The organism is Mucilaginibacter sp. NFX135 (assembly GCF_048565145.1).
Taxonomy (GTDB): Bacteria; Bacteroidota; Bacteroidia; order Sphingobacteriales; family Sphingobacteriaceae; genus Mucilaginibacter.
Map to the genome: position 1 here is coordinate 4,662,593 of NZ_CP183412.1, position 21,587 is coordinate 4,684,179.

Here is a 21,587-nt window from a genome sequence, read left to right on the forward strand (position 1 = left end):
AACGTCAGACTTAAAAACTAACTTTGGACTATAGACCTCAGACTTAGTACTTGAAATGAGCATAAAAATAACCGAATGCCCCCGCGATGCCATGCAGGGCCTGCATGATTTTGTACCTACTGATATCAAAGCGGCTTATATTAACCTGCTGTTACAGGTAGGTTTCGACACTATTGATTTTGGCAGTTTTGTATCTGCTAAAGCGATACCACAATTGCAAGACACTGCCGAGGTATTAAAAAAACTGGATATGAGCAGTACACGGTCAAAACTGCTGGCTATTATTGCCAACTATCGCGGTGCCGAAGATGCTGTTAAACATGAGGAGATCACCTACCTGGGCTATCCCTTTTCTATATCTGAAACTTTTCAGCTTCGTAATACCAATACTACAATGCCGCAGGCTTTTGATAATGTAAAACGGATAAAAGAGCTATGTGCAGCTAATAATAAACAATTACTGGTTTACCTTTCCATGGGCTTCGGTAACCCTTATGGCGACGAATGGAATACCGGCATTATTGAACACTGGACAGAACAACTTGTTGGTCACGACGTCAAGAACATAGCCCTTGCCGATACCATTGGCATTGCCCAGGCAGCACAGATCAGCAGTATTTATCCCGACCTATGCCGTAAATTTCCTGAAACAGAATTTGGCGTCCATCTGCATTCTACTCCTGATACCTGGCAACCCAAGATAGAAGCGGCTTATAAAAGTGGGTGTAAACGCTTTGATGTGGCACTAAAAGGTTATGGAGGCTGCCCAATGGCCGCAGATGACCTCACAGGCAACATCGCCACCGAAAATCTAATAGAGTACCTCCATTCGCAAAACGAGCCCCTGGAGCTTGATTCGGCCAAATTCCAGGAAGCTATGGATTATTCAGGAAAAGTATTTTCTTAGATATGCAGATTTCAAATGTGCAGGTGTGCAGATGATAAATGTCACCCCCATTAGTCAGTAAATTATAATTCAAACAATCTGCACATCTGAAATTTGCATATCCGCACATCTAATCTTGTTCGCACATCTATCAGGCCACAGCTTTCGCTGCCTTGCTTATTTTTGCTTTAACGTTTTTATCAAAATTTTCCATTACCAGTACCGCTGCCCCAATCAGTTCGGCGTCAAAGCCAAGCTCCGATACCAGTAGCTCTGTGCCTCCAGCAAGCCTCGGGATACAGTATTTATGCAAAGCTTGCTGAATAGGCGCCATCAATATCTTAGCTACTTTGGCTCCCCTGCCGCTTAATACGATATTGGCAGGGTTCATGATATGGATAAGAATGGCCAGCGCCTTCCCTATTTTATAACCTGCATCTGACAGTAGTTCAATGGCAAACTGATCGCCATTATTAGCTGCTTCCAGTACAGCATCACCCATGAGTTTAGAGTGGTCATTATCGTTACTGTTATATTTTAAACTGGTAATACGCCCCTGCTGAATACCTGCAATGGCTTTTCGGGCGACAACCAGCATAGATGCTTCTGCTTCAAGGCAACCACGTTTGCCGCATTCGCAAAGTGCGCCATCCTCTGACAAGGGTATATGGCTTAATTCACCGGCAAACCCATTGTATCCGCGGAATAGCTTACCATTCACGATCATCCCCAAACCAATACCCCAACCCAGGTTAATCACCATAACCTCATTTTGCGATTTGGCTATTCCGAATTTTTGTTCGGCCAGGGCTATCAAACTCGAGTCGTTGTCGATATAGGTAGTAATACCTGTTTTGGCAGTAAGATAGGCGGTCAAACTTTCGCCACCGGCATCAAGGTAAGTGTAATTGATACCTTCGGTAACGTTGATAAAGCCCGGCATACCAATACCTATACCGGCTATTTTTTCTTTGGCAACGCCCGAGCCTTTAATATAACTGTTGATCTCCGAGGTCAGTTTAGCCAGGGCGTCAGGGTTGTTAAGCAGTTTAAGCTCAAAAGTAACCATATCAGCTACAGCATTATTCAGCAGGTCAAAAAGCTGAATACGTGCCGTAAGCTGGTCAAGCGCTATAGCTAAAATATACATAGTATTAGCCTTTACCGAATACATCAGCGGCCTGCGGCCTCCGCTTGACGGGGCGTAACCATCCTCAACAACAAACCCCTCGTCCATTAATTCATTTACAGCTTTGGCAATCGATGGTATGCTTTTATCAAATAGTTCACTTAACCCCGCGCATGACATCGCTTTATTAAAATAAAGCGTTTTAATGATCATATTTTTTAGCCTACTGCCCTTGATGCCTTTATTCTCCAGTTCCATTCAATAATTTATAATTGGGTTTATAACAGGCAATGCCTTAGTGTTTTGAATTGTATAAAAATAAAAATAAAGTATTTAACTACAACTGTAATTATTACACTCAATAAGGGTACCTGTATAATTGACAAAATTAATGAAACAATTGCCTACAGCACGTAAAAAAAGATATTACCTGAACATGCTGCCTTTATTTTCCGGAACATGTTCATGCCTATTTATTTACAACCGCTTTATCTGGTTTTGACGACCATTCATGCGGAATATTGGTCATGATCAGCGCATTATCAAACTTTACAGATCCTTTCGGGAATATTGATTCATCCTCAAAATAGCTCGATCTCACCTTGCTCACTTCCAGGGCTTTTACTTCCCATTGATTGGTTTCAAGCAGCAAGCCTTCGTATTTGTTTCCGTTGGGCGAGTACCCGGTTGACCCCGCTTTAAAAAATTCAGATGCCGTTGCAAGGTCTCCAAAAACCGAATCAGGGTTTAAAGTAGCTGATAATGTGGCATCTATACTAATAAAAGCTCCATCAGAGCTTTCAAAGCCAACATGATACTTTCCTTCATGCTCATCAACATCAAACAAAGCCCTGTAGTGTTTTCCCGGGAATATCCTGCCGCCTGCAAGTGTATTGAACAGCGACGAGGTATCCCGCCGGGGTATGTATACCCCCTCTTTGGTTTGGCCATCCTCCTGCCACTCTACAGCTATACGGTGCGCCCCGTTCTCAGATCCAAGACCCACAAAAGCAGGTAAACCTTTTGGCCTCACCTGCTTGAGCCTGATGAGGCAGATACCGGCGATGGCTTTGCCCTTTACAATTTTAGGGGTAAAAGGTGGTGGTACCATATTTTTAGCTACCTCCGCATCAATAGCAAAGTTAACCAGTATGCGGCGGTCGATAATTCCGGTTATTGTAGGGATCTTCATGGTTAAAAACTTTTTAAACCTATTATTTTAACACTTTTTTAATCAAAACCAGGATAAATCCGACTCAAAAAGCATCGATTTTTTGATTAAAACTATCAATTTTAACAAATTTCTGGCAGGTTTTGAAAGGTTTAAAAAGTATTAATATATTCATTTTCAAATAATCAATTACTAAATGATTGATTTTCGGCTTGTTTGTGCCTTAAGTAAAACGGCCCGGTACTCTTGTTAAAAAGAGAACCGGGCCGCTATTATTTGTAAATATATCGAAAATTATTGGCAGTTTAAAATATTGGCACCTTTAAAATCAAAACCTTCCGTTCCAGATAGTTCCTGTTTTGTTTTTTCGTGATTTGAGTTGAGAGTAAACCTCTACCCCATCGGACTTATTCAGATCCTTTATTGAATTTATGTCGGTTTCAAAACAATCGTCAAAACTATCGATCCTCCATCTAACAAAGTGTCCATCTGAATTCAGGTATGGTTTGATAAACGCCTCTTTTTGTTCTTCCAGCTTTTGGTAAGCATCATCAGCCGATTGCGCCTTGATAAGCACCAGCCTTTTTTCGATATCCTGTTTCTTATGTGATAACCCTTCAACTTCAATAACCACAGTCATTTTAACACAAAAAAACTTATCCGGCATTTTATCTTCAATTTCAATTTTTGTGGCATGCTCAACAGATTCTATCCACACTGAACCAATCAGATCGAGTTTATCAAGCTTACTTAAAACCCTATATTTTACTTTTGCCTTAATTCCGGTTGGCCGCTTCTTTGTTCCAACAAGCTCACTGTAGTCAAACCAATTTAAATCAGTAAGTCTTTTGAGGGTGTCTTTAAAACCATCTCCTATTTTTTTCAGTCTTTCTTTTGGCTTAAGATCTATCAGTACTTTTTGATCAGGATAGGGATATTGAAACATGATCCTGACATTCACAAAACGACTATTGTTTTTAACGTTGGTATCTAAAACCCAATCTTCAAGTCCATATATTTTTTTCATATTTTTTTACAGGATACATTTGCTAAAACCTGAGTTACACAGCCTCTTGTTATAATCTTTTATTTGGCAACCGAAATTTCATCAAAATACCTTTGCGTGTATCTAAAAAGGCAAGTGACCGCGCCTTTATTAATTACGTTTCTGGGCAAAAAGCCAGTCCCATAAACCAGGTGTGTTATTAACCCGGTCCCAGATATTATGCCCGTCATTGGGGAACTCGGTATATTTAGGATTTCCGCCTGCTTTTTTGATGGCGTTGATCATATCACGTGAACCACTAACAGGAACATTTTTATCATTAGCCCCGTGAAATGCCCATACAGGGATATTGACAATCCGGGAGGCCAGTTTAGGATCTTCGCCTCCGGCAACGGGTATTGCGGCGGCGAACATATCCGGCCGGGTACAGATAAAATGCCAGGCCCCATAGCCACCTCTTGACAACCCTGTAACATAGCGTCTTTTTACATCTATTCCCGGTTCTTTATCCAATGAACTAATGGCTTCATAAACCAACGAATCTACCGATGGATAATTAGGGATACCGCCCCAACCCGATCCGGGCGGGCAATTTGGTATAAAAATGAATGCAGGATAATTGGCTCTGTTAATATCAGCTGACAATACCTCAGCTGCCACCGCGCCTTCCATCTGCCTGATCTTATCGGTGGCGGGTTGGCCACCGTAAGGCAGACTTACAACCAAAGGATACTTCTTTGCGGGATCGAAATTTAATGGCTTGAGTAAATGATAGAACAAGGTATCGCCTTTACTGTCCACATAGGTGCGGGATTCAAATAATTGAGCCATCCTTTGGGTTTTTTCAAAATTTACCGCCCCCCAATATATGGACGAGTTAGCTTCGGAAGTCAGCATCACTCCCGAAATTATTGCGATGATCAAAGCCAATGTTCGCGTTACACCCAATGTAACTTTTACAGACTCCTTAACCGGACTTGTATTTTCTGTATTTAACAGCTTAATTTCACTTAAAAAATGCATGATAAACGGAATGTAAATTAAGCTGCCAGGTATTGATGTCCATTGGGCAATTTTTGCTAATATGCTATTTAATTGCACATCTTTTGAAAACAGGGTCCAGACAGTAGTTGAAACCAAAATCAAACCGACTACTAATATAAAAGCCCCTCCTATCCTTAACCAAAACCTTTTCCTGGTACTTGAAAATAGAAGGCTTAGCGCGGATACAATGCCGATACTTAAAGAAGTAAGAACCATAGGCATATAATAATTGAGTAATGCCCTTGATGTTAATAGCATTAAAACAAGAGCCGCAAAACAAAGGTTTACTATGATAGAGGCTATCAAGGTATAGAAAGCAGCCCAATACTCCCGGTAATAATAATACTTTAACAAGAATATTCCTCCTGTTAAAGCAATTGCATTTATTACTAAAAACCAGGCAGCAAATGAACTCAGCGTATAAACCTGAACACCGGTCCAAATTTGCGTTACGCTTTGGAATAAGCTGCAAGCAACAGTCAATCCTAAAAAAAAGATCCCGAAATTATAAAGACTTTTGTTCATATGCTTATGGATAAGGAAGTAATTCAGTTCAAACTACACGAACGCTTTTGATTGTTATAAGTAAATATATGCTTATTTTAATAATATTTTTTCTATTCCTGATCAGGGGGGACAGCCTGGAACCTTAGAAAGTTTAATACCTGTTTGGGGAAACGGGAGAGCTGCTGTCGATGATTTTCAAAACGGAAACTATTGGACAGGGCGTTTCACTCGGCAATGGCTATTTCCGATGTTTTTTTGGTTAAAGCTGCATATACCGCTTTGGCGAAGGTTGCTGTCGTAGGAATTGCTAAATTAGCGGCGGAAGAGGGAACAAACTTAGTTTACCGTGGACTTGATCCTATAACCCAAGAGGTTAAATACGTTGGAATTACAGCGAGAGATTTTGCTGTTAGGGAAGCAGAACATAAAGCCGCCATTGGAACGGGTAGAGAATTGTTAGATTATGAAGTCGTGGAGGGGGCAACTGGTCTAAGCAGGAGAGGGGCCCGTATTTTGGAACAGAAGTTAATTAACGATTATGGTTTGGATAATTTATTGAACAAAATAAATTCTATAGCACCTAGTAAGTGGTCGCTATATGGTATAACCCCTTAAGATATGGCAAGAACAACCACAAAAATAGGAGATGTATTTTCCGTTAAACTGGACGATAAGAGTAAAAAGTATTTTCAGTTGATCGCTTTTGATTTATATCAATTAAACAGCGATGTAATAAGGGCATTTAAAAAAGTTTATTCTATTGACACAAATCCCGATCTATCAGAAATCACAAAAGGTGAAGTAGATTTTTATGCTCACTGCGTAACAAAATTCGGTATAAAGATGGGTCTATGGGAAAAGGTAGGTAATATCGCTAATGTAGGTCAAACAGATCATATCATATTTAGAGGTACAAGTGACCTTGGACATAAGCGTGGTGAAGAACCTATAAAAATATCAGAAAAATGGTACGTATGGAAGCTTGGCGACCTTCAAACAGTTCGGGTAGGTAAATTAGAAGGTGAAAATAGAAAAGCAGAAATTGGATTAGTAATCAATCCGCTCGGGATTGTACATAGAATAAAAACAGGGAAATATCTATTTGAAAATTATCCAGGATTTGAATAACTACAGGAGTTTACCGACTCGCATTTAGGCGCATATGCTTTTTTGTCAGGCCCAAATCACATACTGGTCGAGTTTGGAGGGCAGGAAAAGCGGGCAAAGGCAAATCGTCCTAAAATATTTTAGGCTTTCAGCTTAAATGAAATAAGTAAGCCCGTCCGCCAGTTGGCAGACGGGCTCTATAGTTGTTGTTTTAGCGTAAATTGGGCCTAAAATGTGGTAAGCTTTTTGCTTAATTTAGTTCTTTGAGATATTAAAGGTGGGGCATTTACCACAACAGCCAACAAGCAATTGTATAACGGCGGCTCTTGCCAGTTCAAGCGTCTTCGCTTGAACTTTATTGCAGGTGAGCGTCGACGCTCACCTATGGGGTATTTAAGCGTGGACGCTTAAATAGGCGGGGTATTAAACACAAAGACTTCCGAAGTTTTTAAAACTCCGGAAGTCTCCATTAATGTTCCTGCTTTAAGCTTTCTGCCTTCAGCTTAGGCCTTATTGTACTTCAAATTCTTTTTTCAGCTTGATATCAACCGATGAGCTGCCAATCATGACCATAAATTTACCGGGTTCAACCGTCCAGTTCATGTTTTTATCCAGCAGGGCCAGGTCATCGGGATGCAGGGTGAACTGAACAGTTTTCTTTTCGCCGGGGGCCAGGTTAACGCGTTCAAATCCACGCAGGTCGTACTCGTAAGTGGTTACGCTGCTAACTTCATCCTTAAGGTATAATTGCACCACATCATCACCTTTGCGGCTGCCTGTGTTGGTTACATCTACACTTACCTGTACATCGCCTTGTGAGTTCTCTTTCTCTGGCGATACCTGCAGGTTGCTGTACTCAAATTTGGTATAACTTAAGCCGTAGCCATAAGGGTACAACGCGCCATTCACGCTGGTTTTCCCCCAGCTGTTCTCGCCGCCCTGACTGGCCTGTGAAGCCGGTTTAAACGGAAAGTTAAATTCTATTTGCCCCGTTGTTTTTGGGAAGGTAATAGGCAATCTGCCGCCGGGGTTATTGTCGCCAAACAGGGTTTCGGCTATTACACAACCGCTTTCGGGGCCAGGGAACCAGGCTTCGAGTATCGCCGGCACGAATTTATTTTCCCAGTTAATGGTAAGCGGTTGCCCGTTGATCATCACCATCACCATCGGTTTGCCGGTAGCCTGTAGCGCCTGGATCAGTTTTAACTGCCTGCCGGGTAAATTTAGTCCGGTACGGGAAAGACTCTCGCCTACCCTTTCAAAATCTTCACCTACCACAGCTATCACTACATCAGCCTGTTTGGCTTGTGCTACAGCCGAATCGATACCGGCCTGCTCCTGAGCGGTAAGCGGCGTTTCGACGATCTCACTCTCGGGCCAGGTGGCATCAACCACGCTACAGCCTTTGGCATAGGTAACATTTACATCTTTACCTACGTAATTTTTAATACCATCCAGCACATTGGTAACCGGGTTGTGCGATGGACCGTATCTGCTGGTTGCATAATTTTTTTCGGCGGCCAGCGGACCGGTCACCAGTATATTTTTCAGTTTGCTTTTATCCAAAGGCAACAGATCACCCTGATTCTTCAACAATACCATCGATTCCCGGTTCATTTGCAGCGACATGGCATTATCGGCAGCTGTATGTACTTTTTTATCAGACGATTTTGGATCTTTCACATACGGATCATCAAACAATCCCAAACGGAATTTTACCCGCAGCACATCGGCTACCCTGGAATCAATCACTTTCATGGAAAGCTTATTCTCTTTGATCAGCTCGCGCAGGGGCATAATATAGGTTTGCGGCATGGTAAAGTTAGTGCGTACATTCAATCCAGCTTCTACCACTTGTCTTACTGCTTCTTTATAATCACCTGCAACGTGGTGTTTCGAGTACAGGTATTCTACAGCCTCGCTATCAGATACTACATAGCCATTGAAGCCAAATTTTTGGCGCAGCAGTTCGGTTAAAAAGTAATAACTACCTGTAATGGGCACGCCATCCCAATCGTTATAACTGCTCATTACACCCATAGGATGCGCTTCCTGTATCACCCGGCGAAACGGGTACAGATAGATCTGATACATCTCGCGGGGGGCCACATGCGGATCGGTACGGGCACTGCCATCGCGACCTCCCTTGGGTACGCTGTATACCGCGAAATGTTTAAGGGTTGAGGCTACGCCTTCCTCCTGAATCCCCAGTACCATTTGCTTGCCTAATTCGGCAATATGGAAAGGGTTTTCGCCATAGCACTCCACCACACGGCCCCAGCGCTGGTCGCGTGCAGGATCAAGAATGGGTGCATAAACGTTGGTGTAACCCAAGGCCTTTGCTTCACGACCTACGGTTTGACCGGCCTGGCGTACCAGTTGCTTATCAAAAGTACTGCCGATAGATATAGGGGCGGGCAAAGGTGTGGCGCGATCATGATTCAGGCCGTGGATGCCTTCGTTGGTAAAATCAACCGGGATCCCCAGGCGGGTTTCTTCCACAAACCATTTTTGGATGGTGTTGATGGCCGAAGCATGCTTGCTGTATGGGAACGAGTATTCGGTATATGCCCGGTCAGTTGTAGAAACCAGGTTGTTCAGTTCCTCGTCGATATTGGCGATGCCATCTTTCCAGACCTCGTTTTTCCATGATGGCGCAGGCATTTCCTCTTTTAAAACCCGTTTGTAACCGTAAAGCGTGGCCATTTGGCAGGTTTTTTCTTCAACAGTCATCTGGCTCAGCAGATCGGCAACGCGTTTGTCGACCGTTTGAGAAGGGTCTTCAAAAACGTCCATTTTGCCGTTCTTGTTAAAATCGACCCAACCTTTATGGTAAATATTTTTTTGTTGTGCCGATGCGGATAGGGCCAATCCGGCGATCAGCGCGGAAGCCATGCCTACACGTGGCAGGGAGTACTTTTTTCTCATGCAGATATAATTGCGGTTAGTACTCCAAATATATGTTTTAAGTAGAGTGTTGGATTATGTACGCTCCATAGAAATTACGAAAACGATTGCGGAAGGTTGATTTGCACATCGGCGAAGACTCACCCGACCATCGCTACGCTCGGTCACCCTCTCTTCAGCTTCGCTGGAAAGAGGGAATTGAGAAAGCCAACCAGTTTGTAAAACTCAAATCGAACATGGAACAGCGCAGGGCCACAGCATCTGCAGTGTATAATAATTACCTGTTTGTTTTTGGTGGTTCAACCCGTTTTAAAGCTTTCAGAAGCTCGACTTTGCAAACCACACAGGTGGCTAATGTAGCTCCTTTTTTTAGCAATAGCGCGAGTAAGTAAACAAGTTTAAAAAAGCATGTTATTTAGCAATAAGCGCTTTTTTAACTCAGCAGATCCTGGTATATGTTATAATTCTCGTCGTCAAAGCAAACAAATGTTACCAGTTGTATACTGTCATTCCTGGCTAAAAAGTGTTTTATGGTATTAATGGCTATGGTAGCCGCCTTTTGTTTAGGGAAATGGTAAATTCCAGTGCTGATATTGGGGAAAGCAATAGTCTGCACCTTGTTTTGCACAGCCAGTTTAAGACTGTTGTGATAAGCGGATGCCAGCAGTTCTGCCTCACCACCATTCCCATTATTATAAACAGGGCCAACGGTATGAATCACGTAGGTGGCAGGCAAATTACCCGCTGTGGTGATCACGGCTTCGCCCGTTTTGCACCCCCCCTGCCTATTTCGGATCCGAACACACTCTTCTAATATGGCTTTACCCCCGGCGCGATGTATAGCGCCATCAACGCCACCACCACCCAATAATGAAGTATTAGCCGCATTCACAATAGCATCTGCGTTAATCTTTGTAATATCGCCCCGAACCAATGCAATACGGTTATCATTCATGATGCAAATATACTACTCCGCCGCCTCTTCGCCTTTGGTACCCAGCTTTACAATATCGCCTTTTTGAAACAGGATAGCTTGAAGCGTGATACGCCAAACCGGCTTTTTGCGCAGCAGAAATTCCAGATCCATGCCAAAATGTTTAAACTCTTCCTGCTGGGCGTTTTGCATAATGGCTTTTGCTGCCTCATCAGTTTCAACAGATATGCGCTGCTCATACCAATTGATGGCTTCCGCCTCTTCGGTTAAGGATGCGATCATCCGCGCAAAAGTTCTGGTTTCGGCGGATAGCTCGTTGGCTGGTTCGTGATATTGATCAAATGACATAATATTTTCTTTATTTTAAAAGGTTTCATATACCGCATTTGTTTTGATATAGCGATATTTGGATAAACCAGGATGACATTAGTGACCAATCTATTCAACTATGAACCAGGAAGAACCACTTTCAAAAGATCGCGATTATAGCAGTATCAGCCCTTCGGCACGGTCATTATTATTGCTGAAAGGATTCACGGATATTCCTTTCGCGCTGGAAGCAGCAAAACTGATCAGCCGGCCTGATCATTACCAGCCGGATTTTAGTATTAAAGATCTCGCCTTTTGGGCACGTGTGCTGCACTTTGAATCGCGGTATAAGAGTATTAACCAATTATTGGCCAGTCTGCCTATTCAAAATATATTGGAGATTTCCTCCGGGTTTTCGTTCCGGGGATTAAGCTCGGTATTGAATAAGGCGGTTTATTACATTGATACCGATCTGCCGGACGTAATTGCAACCAAACTAAATCTATTGGATGATCTATTGCCTCATGATATCGTACCTCATGGCGAACTGGAAACTTTAACCCTCAATGCGCTGGATGAAGCCGCTTTTACTACCATAGCCGGTCATTTTCCCGGAGGTGAAATACTTATTATAAATGAAGGCTTGCTGGTTTACCTGGATATGGACGAAAAAAGAAAACTATGCAGCAATATCCGCAAAGTACTCCAACAACGGGGCGGTTACTGGATCACAGCCGATATTTATGTTAAATCCCCAAACCGTTTTCCGGAGCTTAAAATGAACGATAAACTACAGGAGTTTTTCAGAGAGCACCGCATTGAAGAAAACAAATTCAATAGCTATGAAGAAGCTGAGGCTTTTTTTAAGGCTGAAGGATTTGTTATCGACAAGGAAGCTGAAGCCGAGCACCAAAACTCCGGCTCATTAAAATATTTGTTGGCAAACGCTACCCAGGAACAATTGGAAAATATGCGCCGGGTAGGGCGCGTGCGTGCCACATGGCGATTAAAACTGGCCGATTAATTTTTTTCTTATTAAACCAAATTATAAATTGCGGGTCATACCAATAATACCATATTACTAATCTTAATATGGTATTATTATTTATAAACCCTGCTTATGAAAAAATTAATCCTTATCATCACCGCTATTTCTTTTATTATTACTTCCTGCAAAAAGGATAAATCGCCTGTTATAACCAATCAGGAAGATCCCAACTGGATCAAACTGGAGATACCCCATGGTAATGCTGCCTACGCGATCGCCGGTAATATTGATGATACTTTATTGGTTACCACCTACACCAAAGCCTATTTTACTACCGATAAAGGCAAAACCTGGCAGGAATCAAAAAACTTTAACGGCCCTATACAAGGACTATACACCAATAAAGATACTGTAATGTCGTTATTACTTACCGGTGGTCTGGAACTGGAAGGTACCCTGAAGGCTTCGGTAGCGCAATTTTATACCCTTGATATGGGCAAAACCTGGAACCGTTATTTAAATTACCAACGGGCACAGCAGATCATTAAACCCATTGGTGTTGTTCAATCGGCTCAAAATAAAGTTACCTACGAGCTAAAATATAATACCAAGCCCGTTTCGGCCAACAGCAATGCTTATACCCATGGACCTACAACTATACTCCGGGATGGCAATACATTCGATTTTCCGTTCAAACTCCGGATCGAAAATTTGTATATAGATAGTAACGACCGCCTATATGTAGCTGCTTCCGGTGGTGTTTACGATAAGGAAAAAGATATGTTTATTTTCAATGAGAGTAATACTCCCGCCGTGATTTATGTGTCTCGCAAAGCCTTGCCGTAGGTACTGATAATAGCCGCTAATTTCTGACTTTAACCTCCAAAGGTGTTACATTCCTGAACGCATAGGGATCAATATCGCTGATACTTACTTTCATTACATCCTGTGTGTTTTTTATAGTGACGTTCAAGCTGCCATCTGCGTTAAGGGGTACGCTAACATAATGCCTGCCATCTGCTTGTGCAGGGGTCGCGCTTCCTTTCAGCAGGTTTATGGTTAAAGCAACCGCGATAATGGTTAATACAATTTTGGTATACAGGTCTGTTTTCATGGTTATATTGCTTTAAGTTTTAGATTTGAAATATTAAAGCAATATAATTAAAACTGTATTATTTCGTGTATAATAAGTTTTACCGTGACTGAGAATTGTTCATGTTCCCGCGAGGTCTCTCGGAGAGGACCCTGCGTTTTGAATTGCTGGAGAGAACCTCAAGATCCCTTTCAGAAGACCCCTGATGGGCCCAAAAGAATAATACTATCCAATGTTTGTCATCCTGAGGAACGAAGGATCTTCTTCGATATACGTTACGAAGAAGATGCTTCACTCCGTTCAGCATGACAACCTTGTTTTTTGGAAATCAAACAAATGTCATCTTGAATATCACACTTAAGAATCTTCATATTAGTCGAAATGACGCATCTTTTATTTTTCAGCTTCATGCTTTTTGATCTTGATAAACACGAGTTTTGATGTGGGGGTGTTACTCTTTTCGGCCACGCTGTCTATCGGTATCAGTACATTGGCTTCGGGGTAATAGGTAGCTGTATTTCCTTCGGGGATGTTGTAAGGAACTACCACAAACAGGCGTGCCACACGCTCTACACCACCATAATAATTAAACAGATCAACCTTTTCGCCCGATTTAAAGCCGGCCTTACGCATATCCTCCTCATTCATGAATATTACACGGCGCTCGTTATGGATGCCGCGGTACCTGTCGTCAAGGCCGTATAAAGTGGTATTAAACTGGTCGTGACTGCGAATGGTACCCATGCTGTACTCATCGGGAGCTATATCATGTTTGGGCAGTTCGGTTATAGCAAAGCCTATTTTAGTACCGTTGAGCTTATTTTCAAATTTACCTGTACGTGGGGCATTAGGCAGGTAAAAACCAGCCGGGATCCGTACCCGCTGATTATAGTCTTCAAAACCGGGTATCACACGGGCAATATCATCGCGCACAGCATCGTAGCTCATGGCATATTTATCCCAATTAACCACCGAACGATTGCCCAAAGTGGCTTTGGCAAGGTTACAAACTATCTGGTTCTCATTCATCAGATCGTCTGAGATTGGTTTCAGCATTCCTTTTGACATTTGCACCACTCCCATCGAATTTTCGCAGGTGATAAACTGAGCCTCGCCATTGATCTCATCCTTATCGCTGCGCGCGAGTGTTGGCAGAATCAAAGCCTCCTGGCCATGTACCAGATGACTGCGGTTAAGCTTGGTGGATACATGTACCGACATTTCGAGCTTGCGCATAGCATCGGCAGTATAAACCGTATCCGGCGTAGCCGAAAGGAAATTACCTCCCATAGCAAAAAACACTTTCAGCTTACCCTCATGCATTGCCTGTATCGATTCCACTACATCATAGCCATGTTCGCGCGGTGGCTCAAAGCCAAAAACCTCTTTTAGCTTATCCAACTGTTTGGGAGATGGCTTGTCAAATATCAGCATGGTACGGTTGCCCTGTACATTACTGTGGCCCCTCACCGGACATAAGCCGGCACCGGGTTTGCCTATGGCGCCTTTTAAAGCGGTGAGGTTAACGATTTCCTTAATGGTATCCACCCCGTTTTTATGCTGGGTAATACCCATGGCCCAGCACACAATGATGCGGCTTTTATGTTTGAGCATTTCGGCAGCCTGTTCAATCTGGGCCAAAGGCACCCCGGCCTCAAAGGCCAGTTCATCCACAGTGTACCTGTCTAAATTGGTCAGAAAAACCTCGTAGCCGTCTGTGCTGTTTTTAATAAATTCATGATCAAACACCCTGCCCGGATTTTCCAATTCGGCTTGATACAGCAGTTTTTCAATAGCTTTCAACAAAGCCATATCGCCGTTTATTTTTACCTGCAAGTAAAGGTCGGCCAGGTGCGAATCAATACCCAAGATGCCTTTAACGGTTTGCGGATTTTTAAAACCCATCAACCCGGCCTCATGCAGTGGATTTATGGCGATGATCTTTGCGCCTCTGACCTTGCCTTTTTGCAAAGCGGAGAGCATCCTCGGGTGATTGGTGCCTGGATTTTGTCCCATAATGATGATCACATCGGTATCATAAAAATCATCCAGCGTAACGGTTCCTTTGCCTATTCCTATGGTTTCGGTAAGAGCCACGCCACTTGATTCATGACACATATTGGAGCAATCGGGCAGGTTATTGGTGCCATACTCACGCACAAACAACTGGTAGGTAAAAGATGCCTCGTTACTGGTACGCCCGGAGGTATAAAAAGCCGCCTCATTGGGCGATGCCAGACTGTTGAGCTTATCGCCTATCTTTTTAAAGGCCTCGTCCCAACTGATGGGTTGGTAATGCGTTGCTCCCTTGGGTAGATAAACAGGCTGTGCAATACGTCCTTTTTTACCTATCTCATAATCATTCAGTTTTGCCAGATCGAACACGGAGTTTTCAGCAAAGAAATCGGCAGTCAGTTTTTTGGTAGTCGCCTCCTCGGCCAGGGCCTTGGCGCCATTCTCGCAATATTCCGCAACCGGCGAACGGTCGTCATCCGGGTCGGGCCAGGCACAACCAGAACAGTCGAAACCGTCCTTCTTATTCATTTTAAACAAGCCTTCCATACCCCGTACAAAGCCGGCTTCCTGTACAATATCAACCAGGGCAACTTTTACCGCCGGGATACCCGCTGCCCATTCCTTTTGTTTGGTTAGCTTCAGATCAAGCAGTTTTTCAGGGTTCTCTGCTGCAGGCTGCTCCTGTTCTTTCAATGCCTTGCTCATTTCTTTTTTTCCGCTAAGGGATTGGGATAATTATCGCTCTGATCTTCGGCCACGTTATCCAAACAGGTAAAATCTTTCTCCACTAACAGATGCAGGTTGCCGTGCATCCCTTCAAAACCTACTTTGTCGGTATCGACAAATTCTTCGGTCAGTCTTTTAGGTACGTAAACGGTGATGGTATCATCCTTAAAAGTTGCCGATAATTGTTCGGCATCAACCACCTGCAAAGCGTAAAACAATTGCTTAGGGCCAAAATCAACAACCTCAAGCAGGTGACCTTCTGTGGCAAGCCTGGAGGTATCTGTACGGGTGAGTCTGTATCTTAATGAATTGCCCTTAATACGTATTTTCATTGTGTAATTATTCGTTAATAAGTTGTTTTTTAATAGTACTCATGAGTGCTGCAGTTGTTTTTAAAAGGTAATGAAGCTAACCTTCGCCGGTTTACTCATTCCGGTTTGTGAGCTTCACTCATGATGGTTTCATAACGGGGTATCTGTATGCGGTGTGCCGCTGTATATACATTAAAACGCTCGTCGCGTAAAAAACCGATGAGGGTGATGTTAAATTCATTGGCCAACTCCACGGCCAGGCTTGAGGGCGCACCCACCGCAGCTATGATATTGATGCCCGCCATAGCCGCCTTTTGCACCAGTTCAAAACTTGCCCGGCCGCTCAGCAGCAATACGGTTTGTTTAAGCGGCAGCCAGTTATAATTCAGCGCCGCGCCGACGAGCTTATCCAGGGCATTGTGCCGGCCTACATCCTCGCGTAAAAGCAACAACTCGCCCTGGGCGCTAAACAAAGCCGAGGCATGAAGCCCACCGGTATCCTCAAATACACGCTGATGCTTGCGGAGTATCACGGGCAGTTGGTATAAAACGGGGGCCTGGATGGTGTCATTATCTTCCGGTTCACCGGCAAAACTGCTTACAGTACGGATGGCATCAATAGAGCTCTTACCGCAAACTCCGCAACTGGAGGTAGTATAAAAATTACGCCCGGTATTTGGCAGATAAGGCACAACGCCGGGCGCCAAACTTACTTGTATCACATTCTCTTTATTCTCGGCACAAGCAATAAAACAATGTTCTGTTTTGGCGATATCTTCGGATTTTTTGATGATACCTTCTGTAAATAAAAAGCCGTTTGCCAGCTCGGCATCATGCCCCGGAGTGCGCATAGTAACCGAAATATTCTGCACCTGCCTTTGACCTTCGAGGCCATATTCCAGCCTGATCTCCAGTGGTTCCTCAATGGCCAGCGCATCGGTAGCCGAAGCTATTTCAGCAGCATTTACCTTAATAACGCGGATATGATGTGTAGAATTGGCAGCCATACTTCAAATATACAATTTACTTTTAGAGCAAGGAGCAAGGACTTTTGGAGCAAAGAACAAGGATTGGAGGAGCAAGGATTGAAGGAGTAAAGATTCAAGGAGGATAAAAATCCTTATTCTTTGCTCCTTTTATCCTTTATCAAATAAAAATCTTTGCTCCAAAAGTCCTTGCTCCTTTTATCCTTTATCAAAAAGTCCTTGCTCCATATTTCCTTTCTTAACTATTTTGCCCTAATTTTGAGTATGAAGATTAATGTGCTGGCATTTGGTGTGGCGAAAGAGATATTTGGAAATTCGCAGGTTAACCTTGAATTGACAAACGACGCCACGATATACAATTTAAAATACCTGCTGGAGCAACAATATCCGCGATTGAAACAACTGGCATCATACATGGTTGCCGTAAACAATGAATATGCCCTGCCAGGTGATACCATACATGAACGTGACGAAATTGCCATTATACCACCGGTGAGTGGGGGATAACTTCTTAGAGCAAGGATTTTTGGAGCAAAGAGCAAGGATTCCTTTAAGGAGCAAGGATTTTTGGAGCAAAGAGCAAGGATTGAAATATAAAAATACGAGCTGGTAAAAGTCTTTGTTCCTTACTCCTTTAATCCTTAAATCACAAACAAAAACTATGTCTATCAGGAAAGCTACTTTAGCTGATCATACGGCAATATCTAAACTATTGCAACAACTGGGTTATCCAGGAGCTGAAAGTTATTTACTTAGGAACCTGGAAGTGATGCTCAGCCAGCCGTTATCAACCGTATTGGTTTATGAGCTGGATGGTGCAGCTGCAGGTTTCATCGCTTTTGATTTTATCCCACAACTGACCACCCGTGGTGATTATGCCCGGATAAGCTGTTTTGCTGTTGATGAAGGCGCACGCAGCAAAGGCATCGGCAACGCACTCGAAGAACATTTTACTCAATTGGCCACTGAACGAAAATGCGACCGGATAGAAGTTCATTGTCATTCACGAAGGATTGCCGCCCATCGCTTTTATGAACGCCAGGGTTACGTGGAATCGCCAAAATATTTTATAAAAATGCTGCCCGATGAATAATACACAGATCGTACTTTCTGCCCAAACCCTGAACATTCAGGCTTGTATCGATTGGATCATGTCGCCCGAATCTGGTGGGATAGACGTTTTTATCGGAACAGTGCGCAATGCTACCAAAGGCAAGGCCGTATTGAAATTGGATTTTGAAGCCTATGAACCTATGGCCATCAGCGAAATGGAAAAGATAGCCCGGCAGGCCTTTGAAAAATGGCCGGTACAAAAAGTGCTGATCCATCACCGTACAGGCACTTTACAGGTTGGCGAAATTCCTGTGATCATCGCCGTTTCCGCAGCTCACCGTGATGCTGCCTTTGAAGCCTGCCGCTATATCATCGATACCCTAAAGCAAACCGTGCCCATCTGGAAAAAAGAAGCTTTTGAGGATGGTGAAGTTTGGGTAGCGGCACATCCCTGAGATTTGCGAGTTCGGACGCTCGATTTCGGATTTATATTAAAAGAATATGTCATTGCGAGCCCAGCGTGGCAATCTCCTCACGTTCTCATGAATAGGAATAGCTACGACATTGCTTCGTCGTTCCTCTCGCAATGACATGAGGGAGAAATAATAAATTCATGGTTCAGACAAAAAGCAAAATCCGAAATCGAACATCCGAATTCCGAAATCAAAAACTACATCTCCAAATACGCTCTCAAACCACCTTCTAACGAAAAAATATTAGCATCGGGGATGCGTTTCAAGATCAATTTTACAGCTTCCTCGCTCCGGTTGCCGGTTGCACAATAAAGTACCTTGGCTTTGGGATCGGTAAAGTAAGCCAGGTAACCTTCCAGTTCATCAATGGGGATATGGATACCGCCGATATCAAAGGCATCACGCTCCTGTTCGGTACGTACATCTACCAGGTCGATGGAATCATCGTCTATATGTTCTTTTAATTCCAATGCCGATATTAGGGGAATAGCTATCGTAGCAGCGAGGCTTCGCACCGGTGTTTTTGAAGTGGCGCCTATTTTAATGATACGGCTCTGCATGCTTTGCGCGTCAAATATCAATATTTTACCTGCCAGCAGGTCGCCGGTTTTGGTGATATATTTAATCACTTCATTGGCCTGCATACAACCAATTATCCCGGCCAGCGTAGGTATTACGCCGCCTTCGGTGCAGTTAGGAATCTGGGTAGGATCAACTTTCGGGAAGAGGTCACGATAATTAGGCGACCGGGTATTTTCGTCATAAACCACATTCCAGACAGCTACCTGCCCCTCAAACTGGTAAATAGCACCGTAAACAAGGGGTTTGCCGGTCATTACGCAGGCATCATTCAATAAATAGCGGGTCTCAAAGTTATCAGAGCCATCAATTACAATATCATAATGCTGTATAATGCTCAATACATTATCAGAGTTGATCTTTTCGGTATGAGGGACCAATTTTACATCAGGGTTTTGTTCCTGTAAACGTTTTATAGCAACAACTACCTTATTTTGTCCCACATCTGCAGGTGAGTACAGTATTTGACGGTGCAGGTTACTAACAGACACCACATCATAATCAGCAATACCTAAAGTACCTATCCCACTCGAAGTTAAATACTGGGCTGCGGGGCAACCGAGACCGCCGGCACCCACTATCAATACCCGGGCCTGCTGCAATAATATTTGTGCCTGCTCGCTAAAACCGGGCAGGGCCATTTGGCAACTATATCTTAAAATATCAGGAGTCATTAGTTTGTAGCTGTTTTTTGGTGAAGAACCCTTTTTACTTTTTCCAATTCATCAGGGGTGTTCACATTGGTTAATGCTTCGGGGTCGGGCGCATTGAGCAGGTTGATCTCGCTATTGATCAGCACCTTGCGCGGACACGAATACCCTTGCGCTAAAAACGACAATAAGACCGGGTAGCTTTTTGGCTCCCATATAGCAACCAGTGGTTCCGGGAAATCGGTCACCGGGCTATGATAGGCTGTAGCTACTGCCGAACTATTGCGCCAGGCAGCCAGATTACGCAAGGTAGCCTCATCCATCAATGGCAAGTCGCAGGCAATAACCAGCCAGGCATTATCCGGTTTTTCGCGAAAGGCTGAAAGGATAGCACCATATGGCCCAAGACCGGTAAAAGTGTCTTCCAAAACCGGATACTCTGCATCTGCTTCATTATTATGCTGCCCTGGCCGGCGGGAAATAAAAACCTCGTTACAGAATGATTTAAGCATATCGGCCATGTGGAAGCGTTGCGGTTTGCCATGCCAGTTCACATTGCCTTTATCAAAGCCCATCCGCTCGCTTTTTCCGCCTGCCAATACCAATCCGTTTAAAACCGGGCGCGATAGTTTTAGGCTGGTTTCAAAAAAACCGATAATCCGTTCTCTGTCTGATAGCCGGTAAACGGGTATATCCTGCCAGTGCGGGATAGCTTCCTGGATAAAATCGAAGATCTCATCGCTGTTATCGGCCAGTAAAAATAGCTGTACGTTGGTTAACTGCTCTACCCTCTTTTGTAATGAAGCCTTTTTGTTGATATCGATGATCACTACCTGTGCCTTGGCCAGCTGGTGATTGCCGTTTACCAGTACCAGGTCGGCATTGGCAAATTGCTGCTTAAGCTGATAAGGCCAAACCGGGTTTTGAAAATTAAACTGCTGATAATTGATCTGATCGGTATAATCCAACATGGCCCCATTGGTAAGTCTGCCTGGTACCAGGGTAATATCATCATTGTGGGATGTATCGGCATAGGCGCATTTATATACTGCGGATAGCGCCCCGATCACATCATGGGCCAGCAGTTTGATCACCGTACATGGGCCACCAACAATAGACCATTCATTACGACCGAAATTACCAGAAGCTGGCCGGACCAGTTTAGCGTGTTTTTTATGCTCGTTTAAAGTCACGTTTACCTCCTGTTTTTGCTATCAGTTTGGTTTCTTTAATTACAATATCATGGCTCATGGCCTTGCACATATCATAAATGGTAAGCGCTGCTATGGATGCGCCAACAAGGGCCTCCATCTCGATACCGGTTTTAGCAGTGATACTGGCGGTACAATCTATCACAATCTCCTGTTGTTCATTAACCTGTATGGTGATGCTGCAGTTATCCATACCCAGGGGATGGCAAAGTGGTATCAGGTCGCCGGTTTTTTTGGCTGCCATAATGCCGGCTATAATAGCCGTTTGAAAAACCGGCCCTTTCTTGCTCACCAAATCGCCATTGGTTAAATGCTGCAATACCTCAGCAGGCAAAACAACCACACTACGCGCCGTGGCAGTGCGGTGAGTAACCTGTTTCCCGCTTACATCAACCATATTCGGGTTGCCTTGCTTATCTAAATGGCTTAACATTTGTACACGATTTAAGGACACTAAGATTAACAGAATTTTTTTACTTATGTTCAATCATGATAATCCTG

23 protein-coding genes are annotated in these 21,587 nt (G+C 43.6%); 9 read left to right on the forward strand and 14 right to left on the reverse strand.

All coding sequences use genetic code 11. From position 1 onward, the window contains the following. The first annotated feature begins 55 nt into the window (after window positions 1-55). Window positions 56-907, forward strand: coding sequence for a hydroxymethylglutaryl-CoA lyase (locus ACNURT_RS19395; RefSeq protein WP_419699129.1), 852 nt, complete (start codon window positions 56-58; stop codon window positions 905-907). A gap of 130 nt (window positions 908-1,037) precedes the next feature. On the opposite strand, the gene ACNURT_RS19400 is transcribed toward ACNURT_RS19395, so the two are convergent. The 4 genes from ACNURT_RS19400 to ACNURT_RS19415 all read right to left on the reverse strand — a co-directional run bounded on the left by ACNURT_RS19400 (window position 1,038) and on the right by ACNURT_RS19415 (window position 5,761). Continuing rightward, window positions 1,038-2,273: an ROK family transcriptional regulator gene (locus ACNURT_RS19400; protein ID WP_370995506.1), complete on the reverse strand. Its 1,236-nt coding sequence runs from the start codon at window positions 2,271-2,273 to the stop codon at window positions 1,038-1,040. A gap of 211 nt (window positions 2,274-2,484) precedes the next feature. After that, on the reverse strand, window positions 2,485-3,207 hold the full coding sequence (locus ACNURT_RS19405; protein ID WP_419699130.1) for a DUF2071 domain-containing protein: 723 nt from the start codon (window positions 3,205-3,207) through the stop codon (window positions 2,485-2,487). Between the two features lie 307 nt (window positions 3,208-3,514). Beyond that, a complete protein-coding gene (locus ACNURT_RS19410) occupies window positions 3,515-4,213 on the reverse strand; it encodes a DUF4288 domain-containing protein (RefSeq protein WP_419699131.1) in 699 nt (232 codons plus the stop codon). A gap of 129 nt (window positions 4,214-4,342) precedes the next feature. After that, window positions 4,343-5,761: a dienelactone hydrolase family protein gene (locus ACNURT_RS19415; protein ID WP_419699132.1), complete on the reverse strand. Its 1,419-nt coding sequence runs from the start codon at window positions 5,759-5,761 to the stop codon at window positions 4,343-4,345. 216 nt (window positions 5,762-5,977) lie between these two features. Here ACNURT_RS19415 and ACNURT_RS19420 point away from each other — a divergent pair, with 216 nt between their 5' ends. Both ACNURT_RS19420 and ACNURT_RS19425 read left to right on the forward strand, forming a co-directional pair. Continuing rightward, a complete protein-coding gene (locus ACNURT_RS19420) occupies window positions 5,978-6,358 on the forward strand; it encodes a hypothetical protein (protein ID WP_370995510.1) in 381 nt (126 codons plus the stop codon). Window positions 6,359-6,361: 3 nt separating this feature from the next. Beyond that, window positions 6,362-6,871: an Imm26 family immunity protein gene (locus tag ACNURT_RS19425; RefSeq protein WP_370995511.1), complete on the forward strand. Its 510-nt coding sequence runs from the start codon at window positions 6,362-6,364 to the stop codon at window positions 6,869-6,871. A 489-nt stretch (window positions 6,872-7,360) separates the two neighbouring features. Here the strand turns inward: ACNURT_RS19425 and ACNURT_RS19430 are convergent, their stop codons facing one another. Further along, window positions 7,361-9,778: a glycoside hydrolase family 3 N-terminal domain-containing protein gene (locus ACNURT_RS19430; protein WP_419699133.1), complete on the reverse strand. Its 2,418-nt coding sequence runs from the start codon at window positions 9,776-9,778 to the stop codon at window positions 7,361-7,363. An 86-nt stretch (window positions 9,779-9,864) separates the two neighbouring features. Here ACNURT_RS19430 and ACNURT_RS19435 point away from each other — a divergent pair, with 86 nt between their 5' ends. Next, entirely contained in the window at window positions 9,865-10,149 is a 285-nt protein-coding gene (locus ACNURT_RS19435; protein ID WP_419699134.1) for a hypothetical protein, read from the forward strand. 41 nt (window positions 10,150-10,190) lie between these two features. Here ACNURT_RS19435 and ACNURT_RS19440 read toward each other — a convergent pair whose 3' ends face one another. Together ACNURT_RS19440 and ACNURT_RS19445 are read right to left on the reverse strand one after the other, a co-directional pair. After that, on the reverse strand, window positions 10,191-10,712 hold the full coding sequence (locus tag ACNURT_RS19440; RefSeq protein WP_419699135.1) for an O-acetyl-ADP-ribose deacetylase: 522 nt from the start codon (window positions 10,710-10,712) through the stop codon (window positions 10,191-10,193). Between the two features lie 12 nt (window positions 10,713-10,724). Then, window positions 10,725-11,039: a hypothetical protein gene (locus ACNURT_RS19445; protein WP_419699136.1), complete on the reverse strand. Its 315-nt coding sequence runs from the start codon at window positions 11,037-11,039 to the stop codon at window positions 10,725-10,727. Window positions 11,040-11,139: 100 nt separating this feature from the next. On the opposite strand from ACNURT_RS19445, the gene ACNURT_RS19450 reads away from it, so the two are divergent. After that, window positions 11,140-12,024 (forward strand): hypothetical protein, encoded by an 885-nt coding sequence (locus ACNURT_RS19450; RefSeq protein WP_419699137.1) that lies wholly within the window; start codon window positions 11,140-11,142, stop codon window positions 12,022-12,024. A 96-nt stretch (window positions 12,025-12,120) separates the two neighbouring features. Further along, the gene (locus tag ACNURT_RS19455) at window positions 12,121-12,834 is read left to right on the forward strand and encodes a hypothetical protein (protein WP_419699138.1); all 714 of its coding nucleotides are present in this window, start codon (window positions 12,121-12,123) and stop codon (window positions 12,832-12,834) included. Window positions 12,835-12,850: 16 nt separating this feature from the next. Here ACNURT_RS19455 and ACNURT_RS19460 read toward each other — a convergent pair whose 3' ends face one another. The 4 genes from ACNURT_RS19460 to fdhD all read right to left on the reverse strand — a co-directional run bounded on the left by ACNURT_RS19460 (window position 12,851) and on the right by fdhD (window position 17,141). Beyond that, window positions 12,851-13,102: a hypothetical protein gene (locus tag ACNURT_RS19460; protein ID WP_419699139.1), complete on the reverse strand. Its 252-nt coding sequence runs from the start codon at window positions 13,100-13,102 to the stop codon at window positions 12,851-12,853. Between the two features lie 372 nt (window positions 13,103-13,474). Further along, window positions 13,475-15,802, reverse strand: coding sequence for an FdhF/YdeP family oxidoreductase (locus tag ACNURT_RS19465; protein WP_419699140.1), 2,328 nt, complete (start codon window positions 15,800-15,802; stop codon window positions 13,475-13,477). Beyond that, on the reverse strand, window positions 15,799-16,155 hold the full coding sequence (locus ACNURT_RS19470) for a DUF7009 family protein (RefSeq protein WP_419699141.1): 357 nt from the start codon (window positions 16,153-16,155) through the stop codon (window positions 15,799-15,801). The genes ACNURT_RS19465 and ACNURT_RS19470 overlap by 4 nt, the downstream gene beginning before the upstream one ends. A gap of 95 nt (window positions 16,156-16,250) precedes the next feature. After that, window positions 16,251-17,141 (reverse strand): formate dehydrogenase accessory sulfurtransferase FdhD, encoded by an 891-nt coding sequence (gene fdhD / locus ACNURT_RS19475; RefSeq protein WP_419699142.1) that lies wholly within the window; start codon window positions 17,139-17,141, stop codon window positions 16,251-16,253. A 243-nt stretch (window positions 17,142-17,384) separates the two neighbouring features. Between fdhD and ACNURT_RS19480 the strand changes: the two genes are divergently transcribed. The 3 genes from ACNURT_RS19480 to ACNURT_RS19490 all read left to right on the forward strand — a co-directional run bounded on the left by ACNURT_RS19480 (window position 17,385) and on the right by ACNURT_RS19490 (window position 18,628). Further along, the gene (locus ACNURT_RS19480) at window positions 17,385-17,627 is read left to right on the forward strand and encodes a MoaD/ThiS family protein (RefSeq protein ID WP_419699143.1); all 243 of its coding nucleotides are present in this window, start codon (window positions 17,385-17,387) and stop codon (window positions 17,625-17,627) included. Between the two features lie 154 nt (window positions 17,628-17,781). Next, complete coding sequence (locus tag ACNURT_RS19485) at window positions 17,782-18,213, forward strand: GNAT family N-acetyltransferase (RefSeq protein ID WP_419699144.1); 432 nt, start codon at window positions 17,782-17,784, stop codon at window positions 18,211-18,213. Next, window positions 18,206-18,628 carry a molybdenum cofactor biosynthesis protein MoaE gene (locus ACNURT_RS19490; protein WP_419699145.1) on the forward strand — a complete coding sequence of 141 codons (423 nt, stop codon included), beginning with the start codon at window positions 18,206-18,208 and terminating at the stop codon, window positions 18,626-18,628. Before ACNURT_RS19485 ends, ACNURT_RS19490 begins: the two co-directional genes overlap by 8 nt. 215 nt (window positions 18,629-18,843) lie before the next feature. Here the strand turns inward: ACNURT_RS19490 and ACNURT_RS19495 are convergent, their stop codons facing one another. Genes ACNURT_RS19495 through moaC form a run of 3 tightly spaced genes read right to left on the reverse strand, consistent with a single transcriptional unit; the run spans window position 18,844 to window position 21,519 of the window. Next, window positions 18,844-19,899 (reverse strand): ThiF family adenylyltransferase, encoded by a 1,056-nt coding sequence (locus tag ACNURT_RS19495; protein WP_419699146.1) that lies wholly within the window; start codon window positions 19,897-19,899, stop codon window positions 18,844-18,846. After that, window positions 19,899-21,068 carry an NTP transferase domain-containing protein gene (locus tag ACNURT_RS19500; protein WP_419699147.1) on the reverse strand — a complete coding sequence of 390 codons (1,170 nt, stop codon included), beginning with the start codon at window positions 21,066-21,068 and terminating at the stop codon, window positions 19,899-19,901. Before ACNURT_RS19500 ends, ACNURT_RS19495 begins: the two co-directional genes overlap by 1 nt. After that, entirely contained in the window at window positions 21,049-21,519 is a 471-nt protein-coding gene (gene moaC, locus ACNURT_RS19505) for a cyclic pyranopterin monophosphate synthase MoaC (protein ID WP_419699148.1), read from the reverse strand. The genes ACNURT_RS19500 and moaC overlap by 20 nt, the downstream gene beginning before the upstream one ends. Window positions 21,520-21,587: the final 68 nt, after the last annotated feature.

Bases quoted from the DNA above. Each gene is read 5' to 3' on its own strand.
- ACNURT_RS19395 (WP_419699129.1), top strand. From the start codon at position 56: ATGAGCATAAAAATAACCGAATGCCCCCGCGATGCCATGCAGGGCCTG.
- ACNURT_RS19400 (WP_370995506.1), bottom strand. From the start codon at position 2,273: ATGGAACTGGAGAATAAAGGCATCAAGGGCAGTAGGCTAAAAAATATG.
- ACNURT_RS19405 (WP_419699130.1), bottom strand. From the start codon at position 3,207: ATGAAGATCCCTACAATAACCGGAATTATCGACCGCCGCATACTGGTT.
- ACNURT_RS19410 (WP_419699131.1), bottom strand. From the start codon at position 4,213: ATGAAAAAAATATATGGACTTGAAGATTGGGTTTTAGATACCAACGTT.
- ACNURT_RS19415 (WP_419699132.1), bottom strand. From the start codon at position 5,761: ATGAACAAAAGTCTTTATAATTTCGGGATCTTTTTTTTAGGATTGACT.
- ACNURT_RS19420 (WP_370995510.1), top strand. From the start codon at position 5,978: ATGGCTATTTCCGATGTTTTTTTGGTTAAAGCTGCATATACCGCTTTG.
- ACNURT_RS19425 (WP_370995511.1), top strand. From the start codon at position 6,362: ATGGCAAGAACAACCACAAAAATAGGAGATGTATTTTCCGTTAAACTG.
- ACNURT_RS19430 (WP_419699133.1), bottom strand. From the start codon at position 9,778: ATGAGAAAAAAGTACTCCCTGCCACGTGTAGGCATGGCTTCCGCGCTG.
- ACNURT_RS19440 (WP_419699135.1), bottom strand. From the start codon at position 10,712: ATGAATGATAACCGTATTGCATTGGTTCGGGGCGATATTACAAAGATT.
- ACNURT_RS19445 (WP_419699136.1), bottom strand. From the start codon at position 11,039: ATGTCATTTGATCAATATCACGAACCAGCCAACGAGCTATCCGCCGAA.
- ACNURT_RS19450 (WP_419699137.1), top strand. From the start codon at position 11,140: ATGAACCAGGAAGAACCACTTTCAAAAGATCGCGATTATAGCAGTATC.
- ACNURT_RS19455 (WP_419699138.1), top strand. From the start codon at position 12,121: ATGAAAAAATTAATCCTTATCATCACCGCTATTTCTTTTATTATTACT.
- ACNURT_RS19460 (WP_419699139.1), bottom strand. From the start codon at position 13,102: ATGAAAACAGACCTGTATACCAAAATTGTATTAACCATTATCGCGGTT.
- ACNURT_RS19465 (WP_419699140.1), bottom strand. From the start codon at position 15,802: ATGAGCAAGGCATTGAAAGAACAGGAGCAGCCTGCAGCAGAGAACCCT.
- ACNURT_RS19470 (WP_419699141.1), bottom strand. From the start codon at position 16,155: ATGAAAATACGTATTAAGGGCAATTCATTAAGATACAGACTCACCCGT.
- fdhD (WP_419699142.1), bottom strand. From the start codon at position 17,141: ATGGCTGCCAATTCTACACATCATATCCGCGTTATTAAGGTAAATGCT.
- ACNURT_RS19480 (WP_419699143.1), top strand. From the start codon at position 17,385: ATGAAGATTAATGTGCTGGCATTTGGTGTGGCGAAAGAGATATTTGGA.
- ACNURT_RS19485 (WP_419699144.1), top strand. From the start codon at position 17,782: ATGTCTATCAGGAAAGCTACTTTAGCTGATCATACGGCAATATCTAAA.
- ACNURT_RS19490 (WP_419699145.1), top strand. From the start codon at position 18,206: ATGAATAATACACAGATCGTACTTTCTGCCCAAACCCTGAACATTCAG.
- ACNURT_RS19495 (WP_419699146.1), bottom strand. From the start codon at position 19,899: ATGACTCCTGATATTTTAAGATATAGTTGCCAAATGGCCCTGCCCGGT.
- moaC (WP_419699148.1), bottom strand. From the start codon at position 21,519: ATGTTAAGCCATTTAGATAAGCAAGGCAACCCGAATATGGTTGATGTA.